Annotated in this window: 10 protein-coding genes and 1 pseudogene; 7 read left to right on the forward strand and 4 right to left on the reverse strand. The window is 71.3% G+C overall.

The features are described 5' to 3' along the window. The first annotated feature begins 78 nt into the window (after positions 1-78). The 4 genes from I5I_RS10150 (at position 79) to I5I_RS10165 (ending at position 5010) form a co-directional block, all read left to right on the forward strand. Positions 79-1212: a glycosyltransferase gene (locus tag I5I_RS10150; protein ID WP_036319045.1), complete on the forward strand. Its 1134-nt coding sequence runs from the start codon at positions 79-81 to the stop codon at positions 1210-1212. Beyond that, the gene (locus I5I_RS10155; RefSeq protein ID WP_036319047.1) at positions 1209-1469 is read left to right on the forward strand and encodes a glutaredoxin family protein; all 261 of its coding nucleotides are present in this window, start codon (positions 1209-1211) and stop codon (positions 1467-1469) included. The genes I5I_RS10150 and I5I_RS10155 overlap by 4 nt, the downstream gene beginning before the upstream one ends. Positions 1470-1585: 116 nt before the next feature. Beyond that, the gene (locus tag I5I_RS10160; protein ID WP_036319049.1) at positions 1586-3367 is read left to right on the forward strand and encodes an aldehyde dehydrogenase family protein; all 1782 of its coding nucleotides are present in this window, start codon (positions 1586-1588) and stop codon (positions 3365-3367) included. After that, positions 3364-5010, forward strand: a complete 1647-nt coding sequence (locus I5I_RS10165; protein ID WP_036319052.1) for a GMC family oxidoreductase — start codon at positions 3364-3366, stop codon at positions 5008-5010. The genes I5I_RS10160 and I5I_RS10165 overlap by 4 nt, the downstream gene beginning before the upstream one ends. A gap of 31 nt (positions 5011-5041) precedes the next feature. Here I5I_RS10165 and I5I_RS10170 read toward each other — a convergent pair whose 3' ends face one another. From I5I_RS10170 to ypfJ, 3 genes are all read right to left on the reverse strand, one after another. Next, positions 5042-6631, reverse strand: coding sequence for a DEAD/DEAH box helicase (locus I5I_RS10170; protein WP_036319054.1), 1590 nt, complete (start codon positions 6629-6631; stop codon positions 5042-5044). Positions 6632-6960: 329 nt separating this feature from the next. Next, the gene (gene pip / locus I5I_RS10175) at positions 6961-7938 is read right to left on the reverse strand and encodes a prolyl aminopeptidase (protein ID WP_083867995.1); all 978 of its coding nucleotides are present in this window, start codon (positions 7936-7938) and stop codon (positions 6961-6963) included. Then, on the reverse strand, positions 7935-8804 hold the full coding sequence (gene ypfJ / locus I5I_RS10180) for a KPN_02809 family neutral zinc metallopeptidase (RefSeq protein ID WP_036319056.1): 870 nt from the start codon (positions 8802-8804) through the stop codon (positions 7935-7937). The genes pip and ypfJ overlap by 4 nt, the downstream gene beginning before the upstream one ends. 44 nt (positions 8805-8848) lie before the next feature. Between ypfJ and I5I_RS10185 the strand changes: the two genes are divergently transcribed. The 3 genes from I5I_RS10185 to I5I_RS10195 are packed head-to-tail and all read left to right on the forward strand — an operon-like array spanning position 8849 to position 12173. Further along, positions 8849-9853, forward strand: coding sequence for a malate dehydrogenase (locus I5I_RS10185; protein WP_036319058.1), 1005 nt, complete (start codon positions 8849-8851; stop codon positions 9851-9853). Positions 9854-9860: 7 nt separating this feature from the next. Further along, the gene (locus I5I_RS10190; protein ID WP_036319059.1) at positions 9861-11687 is read left to right on the forward strand and encodes a cation:proton antiporter; all 1827 of its coding nucleotides are present in this window, start codon (positions 9861-9863) and stop codon (positions 11685-11687) included. Positions 11688-11735: 48 nt separating this feature from the next. Then, positions 11736-12173: a dehydrogenase gene (locus I5I_RS10195; protein WP_036319060.1), complete on the forward strand. Its 438-nt coding sequence runs from the start codon at positions 11736-11738 to the stop codon at positions 12171-12173. Positions 12174-12176: 3 nt separating this feature from the next. Here I5I_RS10195 and I5I_RS10200 read toward each other — a convergent pair. Beyond that, positions 12177-12420: pseudogene (locus I5I_RS10200) on the reverse strand (hypothetical protein); the annotation flags it as partial.

A 12420-nucleotide genomic window follows, 5' to 3' on the forward strand; every position in this document is an offset into this window, starting at 1 on the left:
AGCTCGGTCCCGGGGATCCTCTAGAGTCCTCGGTAGGCTGAGACGGTTCTGTCCCTGACCGATCGCGAGCGCATCCCCATGGATCTTTCCGTCATCGTTCCCACCTTCAACGAAGGCGGGAACGTCGCAGAGCTGGTCCGCCGCATCGGTGCGGCTCTCCACGACGTCGACTTCGAGGTCGTCTTCGTCGACGACTCCACCGACGACACGCCCGCGACCATCCAGGCCGTCGCCGCAGCGACGGAGTTCCCGGTGCGACTGATCCATCGCGATGAGCCGGAGGGCGGATTGAGCGGTGCGGTCCTCGAGGGCTTCCGCAACGCCCAGGCCCGCTGGTGCCTGGTCATGGACGGCGACCTGCAGCATCCGCCTGAGGACATCCCGCGCATGCTCGACCGCGCCGCCCTCGGCGACGTCGACATCGTCGTCGCCTCGCGCTACGTCGCGGGCGGCACGGCCGGCGGCCTCGCCGGAGCGACGCGCACCGCGGTCTCGCGCACCTCGACGCTACTCACGAAGGCGATGTTCCCGCGGAAGCTCCACGGCTGCACCGACCCGATGACCGGCTTCTTCCTGGTCGACCGCGACACCGTCGACCTCGACGACCTGCGCCCCCGCGGCTTCAAGATCCTGCTCGAGATCCTCGCGCGCCGCCAGATGCGCATCGGTGAGATCCCGTTCGCGTTCGCGACGCGCTTCGCCGGCGAATCCAAGGCCACCTTCAGTCAGGGCATGCGCTTCCTCACGCAGCTGGCCATGCTCCGCTTCGGCCGCATGTCGGCGTTCGCGCTCGTCGGCGGCGTCGGTGCGATCGCGAACCTCGTCATCATGTGGGGTCTCGTCCACCTGGGGATGAACTACGTCTCCGCGGCGATCATCGCCAGCGAGGTGACGATCATCGGCAACTTCCTGCTGCTGGAGTACCTCGTCTTCGCCGACATGCGCTCCGAGTCCGGAGCGATGTGGATGCGATTCCTCAAGTCGTTCGCGTTCAACAACGTCGAGGCGGTCGTGCGCATCCCGATCATCCCCCTGCTCGTGCAGGGCGCCCACATCCCGAGCGTGCTGGCCGCGGCCATCACCCTTGCGGCGGCGTTCGTCGTGCGCTTCGTCTATCACGCGCTCTGGGTCTACGCGCCCAAGCGCAAGGCGACCGCGCGTATCGTCGCCCCGGCCGTGGCCCGCGCCGGCGAGCGTACCCTGGAATCATGACCTCCGAGAAGACTCCGATCACGATGTTCGGCGCCGACTGGTGCCGCGACTGCATCCGCACGAAGAAGCAGCTCGACGAGCTGGGTGTCGAATACACGTACGTCGACCTGGTGGCCGACCCCGCCGCCGCGGACGTCGCCCGCGAGATCTCCGGCCGCACGAACATCCCCGTCGTCGTGTACCCGGACGCGTCTCACCACGTCGAGCCGTCGAACGCCGACGTCGAGTCGAAGCTGCGCGAGCTCTCCCTGATCTGACGCTCGACGGCGACAGGGCGCGGCATCGCGTCGCACGTTTCCGGGAACCGCGTCTCATCCGGTCGTAAGCTGGAGGCCCGCGCGCGAGCGCGACCACCGCTTCGAAGGAGAACGCCGTGACCGCAGAAGCTCCGAGCACAGCGAAACGATCCCCCGCCGCGCCCGCCCTGGCCGACGACGTGCGCGACCAGCTGGATGCCGCGATCACGGCCCTTCGCGCCGGGCAGCGCGCCTGGAGCGCTCTCACGCTCGCGCAACGTCGCACGCTGCTGCAGCGCGTCCGCGTCGCGACGTCCGCGGTCGCGGCCGAATGGGCCGACGCGGCATCCGTGTCGAAGGGCCTGCCGCCCGGGCACCCGCTTCGGGGCGAAGAGTGGCTGTCGGGGCCGTACGCAGCCATCGTCGCCCTCGACGCCTACGCCGACACCCTCCGCGCCCTCTCCATCGGGCGCTCGCCGGTGGACGGTGTCCGCCTCAGCGCGGCGCCCGGCGACCGCACCGTGGTGCACACCTCGCCGCTGTCGGCCACCGACGCCCTGCTGCTGTCGGGCTATGCCACCGAGGTCTGGCTGCAGCCGGGAGTGGATGCCGCGACGGCGCGACGAGAGGCGGGGCTCGCACAGCTCGATCCGGCGAGCGCGGGCGGCGTCGGGCTCGTGCTGGGCGCCGGCAACATCACCTCCATCCCCTACCTCGACGTGCTGTACGAGCTACTGGCGTCGAACCGGGTCGCTCTGCTGAAGGTCAATCCGACGCAGGACGCGCTGGTGTCCGTCTTCGAGCGCGCGCTGGCACCGCTCATCGAGCCCGGGTTCCTGCGGATCGTCCGCGGCGGCGGCGATGTGGGCGCCTACCTCACCCAGCATCCGGAGATCGACCACGTCCACATCACCGGATCGGAGGCGACGTTCCGCTCCATCGTGTGGGGTCCCTCGCACACCCCCGCCGCGGCGGGTGCCGCCACACGCCGCCGCCGCGAAGGCAGGCCGCTGCTGAAGAAGCCGATCACGGCGGAACTGGGCGGAGTCTCGCCGATCATCGTCGTGCCGGGCCGGTGGTCGGACGCCGACCTGCGCTTCCAGGCCGAGCACGTCGTCACCATGCGCCTGCACAACAGCGGCCACAACTGCATCGCCGGCCAGGTCGTGCTGCTCTCGGACGACTGGGCGCAGCGCGACGCGTTCCTCGACGCGTTGCGCACGGCGTACGACCGCGCGCCGTCCCGCCCCGTCTGGTATCCGCAGAGTCAGGGCAAGCTCGACGCTGCCCGCACGTCGTACCCGGATGCCGCGTGGTGCGGCGGCGGCACACGCGCCCTCATCGAGACGACCCCGTCCGACGCGCAGACCCTCGAGATGACGGAGTACTTCTCGCCGGTTCTCGGGGTGGTGGCCCTGCGCGGGACGGGGCAGGAGTTCCTCGACAACGCCGTCGCCCACGCCAACGAACGACTCGTGGGCACTCTCGGTGCCAACGTGCTGATCGATCCCAAGACGCAGCGGGCTCTGGGCGACGGGTTCGAGAGGGCTCTCGCCGACCTCCGCTACGGAACGGTCGCGGTCAACGCGTGGACGGCCTTCGGCTTCCTCACCCCGACCGCCACCTGGGGCGCCTTCCCCGGCGGCACCCTCGACGACGCCCCGAGCGGCATGGGCATCGTGCACAACGCCCTGCTGCTCGACCACGTCGAACGCACGGTCGTGCGGGGGCCGTTCCGGCCTTTCCCGCGCTCGGCGTCGTCGGCCGTCCGAGGCTATGGGCTTTCGGTGCTGCCGAAGCCCCCGTGGTTCGTCAGCTCGCGAACCGGAGCGGCGGTGTGCGAGGGCTTCACGCGCTTCCGCATCGACGGCAACCCGGCGAAGATGGCGCTCACCCTCGTCAAGGCTTTCGGCGCATGAGCCCGCGGCCGGCGGCGACGGGCGGCGCCCTCGAAGCCGACTATGTGATCGTCGGGGCGGGTTCGGCCGGCGCTGCGCTGGCTGCCCGGCTCACGGAAGATCCCGCCGTCAGCGTGCTGCTGCTCGAAGCCGGTCCCACGGATGCGGCCCTCGAACTGCACGTTCCGGCGGCGTTCTCGACGCTGTTCCGCGGTCGCTACGACTGGAACTACGACACGGTCCCCCAGCGCGAGCTGGAAGGGCGCACCATCTACTGGCCGCGCGGCAAGACCCTGGGCGGGTCGTCATCGCTGAACGCCATGATGTGGATCCGCGGGTTCGCGGCCGACTACGACGCCTGGGCCGAGACCGCGGGCGAGACGTGGTCGTGGGATGCGCTCGCACCCTCCTTCGTGCGCGCGGAGGCCACTCAGGATGCCGCCGATGCCACGCAGGGCACCCGAGGCCCGCAGTCCGTCGAACACCAGCGCGACCCCCGTCCGCACACGGCCGCCTTCCTCCAGGCGGCGCGCGAGCTGCGGCATCCCGTGACGCCGGCGAATCTCCCGACGAGGCAGGGCTTCTCGCAGACGATGGTCACGCAGCATCGCGGCGCACGGGCCTCGACCGCCGACGCCTACCTGCGTCCGGCGCGTCGACGCCGGAACCTCCGTGTGCTCACCGACGCGCTGGTGCGGCGGGTCACCTTCGCCGAGCGCGATGCCGGTGCGGCGCCGCGGGCCACGGGCGTCTACGTCGATCTCGGCGGCATCACCCGCCACGCCCGCGCCCGGCGTGAGGTCATCCTCTGCGGGGGCGCGATCAACACCCCGCAGCTGTTGATGCTGAGCGGCATCGGACCCGAGGATCACCTCGTCTCCCACGGCATCCCCGTGCGCGTGGACGCACCGCAGGTGGGCCAGAATCTCCAGGATCATCTCGTCGCCGGTCTCGCGCCCGCGGCGCGCGGCGGAACGCTCTACGGAGCGCGGCGGCCCGCTCAGCTCGCGCGCTATGTGAGCGCCCGGCGCGGCATGCTGAGCTCCAACGTCGCCGAAGCCTACGGCTTCGTCCGCACCGCCTTGGCCGATCGCACGGGCGCGCCCGCCGACCTGCCCGACATCGAGATCATCTTCGCGACGGCGCCGTACGTCGGCGAAGGCCTGGTACCGCCGCCCGCGGAGGGCATCACGGTGGGCGCGATCCTGCTGCAGCCGCGGAGTCGCGGTACCATCCGCCTCGCCTCCGGCGATCCGACGGATGCCGCGATCATCGACCCCGCGTATCTGACCGACCCGGAGGGCATCGACGCTGAGACCCTGCGCGCCGGCCTCGCGGAGTGCGAGCGCCTGATCGCGGCTCCGGCTCTGCGTGCTGTGACGACCGGAGGCTGGGTGCAGCCGATCGGGGGCGAGCGCATGAGCGCGGCCGAGCGGATCGAGCTGTCGCTGCGGCGCTACTCGCACACGCTCTACCATCCGGCCGGGACGGCGCGGATGGGGCTCGACGCGGCATCCGTCGTGGACGCCGAGCTGCGAGTGCGCGGTGTCGACGGCCTGCGGGTCGCGGATGCGTCGGTCATGCCGACGGTCATCCGCGGGCACACCAACGCCCCCGCCATCGTCATCGGCGAGCGCGCCGCCGATCTGATCCGCGGCATCTGAGCGCACGGATCGGATCAGCGGGCGATCGAGATCAGCGCCCGGCGCGTCGCGGTCCGCCGTTCTGGCGGACGACGGAGCCGACCATGAGCTTTCCGCCGCCGGTGCCACCGCCGTGCGAGGCACGACGGCCGGTGGTGCGGGCGTTTCCGGATGCCGCGGGCTGCGCCGACCGCTCGGCAGGGCGGTGGTCGCGAGCAGGACGCTGCTCGCGCCCGGCGGCGGAGCGCTCGGCGGCCGGACGACCGGAATGGTCGGTGCGGGGCTGACCCGCCTGCGCTCCCTGACCGGCACCGCGGCCACCGCGGCCGCCCTGACCACGAGCGCCGCCCTGATTCTGGGCGCCTTCGCGCGCGGCGCGCTTGCGCTGCGCGTTCGCTCCCTGGCTGCGACCGCCGCCGCCCTGGCCACGACCGGGCTGCTCAGACTTCGGTGCGGGTGCGACGTAGGGGGCGACCTCGCCGACCAGCGCGGTCACCTGCGGCGACGCCGCGGTCACGGGCACGGGCGTCGCGGAGATCGCGGCCTTGCGCAGCAGATCCTTGACGTCCTTCTCCTGACCGGGAAGCACGAGGGTGACGACCGACCCTTCGGCGCCGGCGCGGGCGGTACGGCCCGAACGGTGCAGGTAGGCCTTGTGCTCCATGGGCGGGTCGACGTGGATGACGAGTTCGACGTCGTCCACATGCACGCCGCGCGCCGCCACGTCGGTCGCGACGAGCACCTTGGCAGCGCCGGAGCTGAAGGCGGCGAGGTTGCGGTCGCGCGCCGGCTGCGACAGGTTGCCGTGCAGATCGACCGCCGGAATGCCCTGCGCGGTCAGCTGCTGGGCGAGCTTCTTGGCGTGATGCTTCGTGCGCATGAAGAGGATGCGACGACCCATCCCCGACGCGAGGGTGCGCACGAGCTCCTTCTTCTCGTCGACGCCGCCGACGTGGAACACGTGGTGGGTCATCGCGGCGACCGGCGAGTGGGCCTCGTCGACGGAGTGGAGCACCTCGTTCTGCAGGAAGCGCGTGACCAGCTTGTCGACGCCGTTGTCCAGCGTCGCGCTGAACAGCAGTCGCTGACCGTCTCGCGGGGTCTTGTCGAGAATGCGGGTCACCGACGGCAGGAACCCGAGGTCGGCCATGTGGTCGGCCTCGTCGATGACGGTGATCTCCACGGCATCCAGCTTGACGAAGCCCTGCGAGATGAGGTCTTCGAGACGGCCGGGGCACGCGACGATGATGTCGACGCCGGCCTTGAGCGCGGCCACCTGGCGGTTCTGGTTGACGCCGCCGAAGATGGTCGTCGTCGTCATGCCGTACGCGGCGGCCAGGGGCTCGAGGGTCGCATTGATCTGCGTCGCGAGCTCACGGGTGGGCGCGAGCACCAGACCGAGCACGCGGCCGGAGCGGCGGGTGCCGCCGGCGAGGGGACCGCCGAGGCGCGCGGCGAGCGGGATGGAGAAGGCGAGCGTCTTGCCCGAACCGGTCTTGCCGCGGCCGAGCACGTCACGACCGGCGAGCGTGTCGGGCAGGGTGTCGACCTGGATGGGGAACGCGGTGGTCTTGCCGTCCTTCGCGAGGACGTCGAGGAGGGGGGCGGGCACGCCGAGCGCGCCGAAGGTGATGTCAGACATGGTGGTGTTTCTGGGCACGGGGGCCCGGATCGGTGGCCTCTGCGCGGATGCGCACAGGGTCGCCGTACGAAGAATGTCAGCCGATCATCCGGTCAGAACCGGGCGGCGAGGGAAGCGTTCTACGACGCGAGAGGCACCCGAGTGGTGCCGCAAGTGGTTCCAGCCTACCAGCGCCGCCGGTTCTCCGGCGGCGGAGGCCACGGCATCCACCCCGCCGGTGTCCCACTTTCTGTCGCCCGCACCCCGCTCGGGCGACAGAAAGTGGGACACCCTCCGGCGAAAGTGGGACACCCTGCGCCGACAGTGGGACACGGCGTGCGGGTGCGGGGTCAGGTGGCGAAACGGTCGGTGGCTGCGCGGAGGGCGCGGGCGATGCCGGGCTCGGATGCCGCGTGTCCCGCGTCGTCGACGACGACGAACTCCGCTTCCGGCCAGGCCCGGTGCAGGTCCCACGCCGTCATGATCGGCGTGCAGATGTCGTAGCGGCCCTGCACGATGACCGCAGGGATGCCGCGGATCGCGCCGACGTCGTCGATGAGCTGTCCTTCGCGCAGCCACCCGCCGTGCATGAAGTAGTGGTTCTCGATGCGGGCGAACGCGACCGCGGTGGCCGCATCGGTCATCGACGCGACGAGGTCGGGGTCGGGGTGGAGCGTGAGCGTCGACATCTCCCACGTGGTCCACGCGATCGCGGCCGGCTCGTGGACCGCCGGGTCTGGGTTCGTGAGCCGGCGATGGTAGGCCTCGATCAGCCGCGAGCGCTCGAGCACGGGGATCGGCGCCAGATAGCTCTCCCACCGGTCGGGGAAGATCGCCGCGGCACCCCCCTCGTAGAACCACTCCAGCTCGTGGCGTCGCAGGGTGAAGACGCCGCGCAGGACGATCTCGCTCACGGCATCCGGATGGCACTGGGCATAGGCCAGGGCGAGCGCTGACCCCCACGACCCGCCGAACACCTGCCACGTCTCGATGCCGAGGTTGCGCCGCAGCAGCTCGATGTCGGTCACGAGGTGCCACGTGGTGTTGAACCGCGGGTCGGCGTCGGGTGCGCTCATGTGGGGCGTGGACTTGCCGCACCCGCGCTGGTCGAACAGCACGATCCGGTACTTCGCGGGGTCGAAGAACCGCCGGTGCCACGGGGACGTCCCCGAACCCGGGCCGCCGTGCAGGAACACGACCGGCTTGCCATCGGGGTTGCCGGACTGCTCCCAGTAGACGCGCTGCCCGTCGCCGGCCAGCAGGTACCCGGTCTCGTACGGCTCGATGTCGGGGTAGAGGATGTCGTCCAGGTGGGCGGGGCCGTTCACAGTTCTCCTCCCGACACCGAGAAGGTGTCACAGGCGCCGAGCCCGTTCTGATAGCCCGCCGTGAACCAGCGCTGCCGCTGGGCGCTCGAGCCGTGGGTCCAGGTCTCGGGGTTGACGCGGCCCGACTGGGCCTGGATGTTGTCGTCGCCGACGGTGGCCGCGGCATCCAGCGCATCGCGAAGTTGCGCGTCGGTGGGCCGCTGGAGGTAGGCGACACCGTTGGCGTCCTTCGCCTCCGTCGCGTCGGCGATCCACGCGCCCGCGTAGCAGTCGGCCTGCAGCTCGGTGCGCACGCCGTTGCTGTCCGGGCCGGTCCCGTCATTCGGGTAGCGGTCCATGATGCCGGTCAGCTGCTGGATGTGGTGACCGTACTCGTGGGCGAGCACGTACAGCTGAGCGAGGCTGCCGGCCTGCGCGCCGAACTGGCTGCGCAGCACGCCGAAGAACGTCGGGTCGACGTAGATGGTCTCCTCCGGCGGGCAGTAGAACGGACCGGTCGCGTTGGAGGCGGTACCGCAGCGGGTCGAGGCGGCACCGTCGACGATGATCAGCTGCGGCGCACGATAGCCCTGCACGTGCGTGGACCAGTACACGTCGAGCGCCTTCTGGCCGAAGACGAGGCGGCAGTCGTCGTTCGCGTTCGCGTCGGCACCCGTGTCACAGCCCTGGATCGCCGAGTCCTGCGCGGTGCCGCCGGCGCCGCCGAGCAGACTCGTGACGTCGCCGCCGGTGAAGAGGATGAGCAGCAGCACGGCGATGCCGCCCAGCCCGGCGAGACCGCCGCCGGCGACGGCTGCGGTGCCTCCCCCGCGTCCTCGTCGCCGTGCGGTCGTGCCTCCCAGCTCTGCATTGCTGTTGAAGGTCATGCCCCACCGTATCGTCCCGCGACGCGTCGCCGTAGGCTCGAGACATGGATGCCACGACAGTCACCGTGACCGGAGCCGGCGGACAGATCGGCTACGCGCTGCTGTTCCGCATCGCCGCCGGCGACATGCTGGGAGCCGGCCGCCCGGTGCGACTGCGTCTGCTGGAGATCCCCCAGGGGCTCAAGAGCGCAGAGGGCGCGGCGCTCGAGCTGCAGGACTGCGCCTTCCCGCTGCTCGCGGACGTCGAGATCACCGACGACCCGCGCGTCGCCTTCGACGGAGCGAACCTCGCAATGCTCGTCGGGGCGCGTCCGCGCGGCGCCGGCATGGAGCGTGCCGACCTGCTCGCGGCCAACGCGGGCATCTTCGGACCGCAGGGCGCGGCGCTCAACGAGGTCGCCGCCGGCGACATCCGCGTCGTGGTGGTGGGAAACCCCGCCAACACGAACGCGCTGATCGCCGCGGCGGCCGCGCCCGACATCCCGGGCGAACGCTTCGCCGCACTGACTCGGCTGGATCACGATCGGGCCCTCGCCCAGCTCGCCGCCGCTCTGGAGGCGCCCGTGGCGGCGGTGCAGGGCGTCGCCATCTGGGGCAACCATTCCGCGACACAGTTCCCGGACGTGGCGCACGCGAGCGTGAACGGTCGCCCGGTGCTCGATGCGCTGGCCGACAAGCTCGGCGGGGCGGATGCCGCGGCATCCTGGCTCGACGACGTCTTCGTGCCGCGCGTCGCGAAACGCGGCGCGGAGATCATCTCGGTGCGCGGCTCGTCCTCGGCGGCCTCCGCCGCCAACGCCGCGATCTCGCACGTGCACGACCTGGTCCACGGCACGGCGAACGGCTGGACCTCGGCGGCGGTGCTGTCGCACGGAGAATACGGCGTGCCGGAAGGACTGTATTCGTCGGCGCCGGTCACCAGCGACGGCACCGCTTACCGCGTGGTGGACGGGCTCGATGTCGATCCCCGTGGACGCGCGCGCCTGGACGCCTCCGTCGCCGAGCTGGTCGCCGAGCGCGACGCGGTGCAGGCCCTCGGCGTGATCTGAGTCGGCGGTGACCGATCTCACGTGGCTGATCGCCGGCATCGCGGTGATCGGCGTCTCGACGGTGCTCGCCCGACGACTGGGCGTCGCCGGCCCGCTCATCCTCGTCGCGATCGGGCTCGTCGCCTCGCTCCTGATGCCGAAGTTCTCGGTGCCCCCGGAGCTGATCCTCGTCGGCATCCTCCCGCCCTTGCTGTACGCGTCGGCGGTGCGCCTGCCGGCGATCGAGTTCCGCCGCGACGCCGTGCCGATCGCGGGCCTGGCCGTCGTGCTCGTCGTCATCAGCGCGCTCGCTCTGGGGACGCTCTTCTACGTCGCCATTCCGGGACTCGACTTCGCCCTCGCCGTGGCCCTCGGGGCGATCGTCAGCCCGACGGATGCCGTGGCCACCTCGATCGCGAAGAAGCTGGGCATCTCCCCGCGCGTCATCACGATGCTGGAGGGCGAGAGCCTGCTCAACGACGCGACGGCGCTCGTGCTGCTGCGCAGCGCCGTCGCGGCATCCGCGGCGGGGTTCTCGCTGGGCAGCACGATCGGTGCCTTCGCCTGGGGCGTGCTCGTCGCCGTCGTGATCGGCGTCGCGGTGGGCCTGCTGACCCTGCGGGTGCGGCGGTGGATCGGCGAGCCGGTGGCGAACACCGCCGTCGGCTTCATCGTGCCCTTCGTCGCCTACCTTCCGACCGAGCACCTCGGCGGGTCGGGGCTCGTCGCCGCGGTCGCGGCGGGCATCACCGCCGGCCAGGGCGCGGCCCGCTGGTCGACTCCCGAGCAGCGCGTGTCGGACGAACTGAACTGGCACACGCTCGAACTGTTGCTGGAGGGCGCGGTCTTCCTCATCATGGGGTTGGAGCTGCGCGACATCGTCAGCGCCAACATCGAGAAGCACAGCGGCGTGGGCGTCGGCATCGGTCTCGCCCTTGCCGCCCTGGCGATCGTGCTCGCGGTGCGGGCGCTCTATGTGTCGGGTCTGGTGACACTCATCGGTCGTCGCGCCCGCCGGATGCAGCGTGACCGATTGCAGGCCTTCAGCGACCGGCTGGACGCCTTCGACGTCGAGAAGGGCGACCTGCGCGATCTACGCCCGCAGCCCGGCGAGAACCCGAACCCCGCTCCGCGAAGCGGCGGACTCGTCCGGCGCACGACCGGGCGCGCGGCGCGGCGCGTCGCGCGGCGGTGGGCGCGGCGCACGCCGGATGCCGCCTCCGCCCAGCGTCGGGTCGAGGGCGTGCGCGCCCGCGTCGGGCGCGTCCTCAACGACATGGACTACTACCAGGCCTCCCCGCTCGGCTGGAAGGAGGGCGTCGTCATCGTCTGGGCCGGGATGCGGGGTGTCGTCACCCTCGCCGCGGCGCAGACGCTCGATCCGGACACCACGCCCGCCCGCGAACTGCTGATCCTCATCGCGTTCGTCGTCGCGCTGGTGAGTCTGATGGTGCAGGGGCTGAGCCTGCCGTGGGTGATCCGCGTGCTGCGTATTCCGTCGGCCACCGGCGACGGCAGCAGCAGCGAAGAGGCCGACCGCCTCGCCGACGAACTGCGTGAGGCGGCGCTGGCCCACCTGCGCACGCCCGGGCTCGCCGATTCCTCGGGCGAGCCGTTTCCCCCGGAGGTGCTCTCCAAGCTCGCCGAGCGCATGAGCAGCCCGCCGATCGAGGCGCCCGAGATCAGCACCGCGAGTGTCATCGACCTGCGGATCTCTCTGATCGAGGCCATGCGCGAGCGTCTCGTCGACGTATCCAGCGAGGGGTCGTACTCCTCGGCGACGCTCCGACACGCTCTCGCGCAGCTGGACGCCGACCAGCTCAGCATCCAGCTGCGACGCGACCCCGACGACTGAACCGGATCGCGTCGCGGATCGGCTCGCGTGTCGGCGCGGTAGGACACAATGGATGCCGTGAGCACCGATCAGCCGGACGACCAGCGCGCCCCCGCCGACTACGCCGAGTCGGTCGCCCTGCCCGCCGTCACGTCGGCCGTGCCGGTCGTGGTGTCCGGCACGGACTGGTGGGCGGCCCGTCCCGCCGGCTCACGCCTCGTAGGACTCGTCGTCGCGCGCGACGATCTGCCGTCGGTGATCGCGCAGCGTGACGCCCTCGCAGACTTCGGGGTGCCGATCGAGGGCTTCCGCCACCCCGCCCCCGAGACCGGGGAGAGTTGGGCCGAGCGCCTCAACCGCCTGTTCGGCCGCCTCGTGTCGGGCGATGTCGTCGTCGTCGCCGACAAGCACGCCCTCGGTCGCACGGTCGATGAAGAGACGCACGCCATCGCCGAGCTGCGGCGCCGCGGCATCATCGTGAAGGTGCTGGGCCACTCCCGCAGCTGAGCGTCAGGTCGCGTCAGCCGCGCCCCACGACGATGCGGCGACGATCGCGTCGAAGAGGCCCAGCATGGCGTGCGGGATGTCACCCAGCGGCGTCGACATCTGCACGAGGGCGACCTGTTTGTGGCCGGGCACGGTGTACCAGTATCGGGCGACGAGGCGCTTCTGCTCGGCGGAGGCGCCGTCTTCCTCGATGAGCTGGGTGCTCACGGCGTGCAGACGCAGCACGGCCGAGCCTGCGGCATCCACT

It is taken from the genome of Microbacterium sp. B24, from assembly GCF_000333415.1.
In the GTDB taxonomy this organism is placed as follows: domain Bacteria; phylum Actinomycetota; class Actinomycetes; order Actinomycetales; family Microbacteriaceae; genus Microbacterium.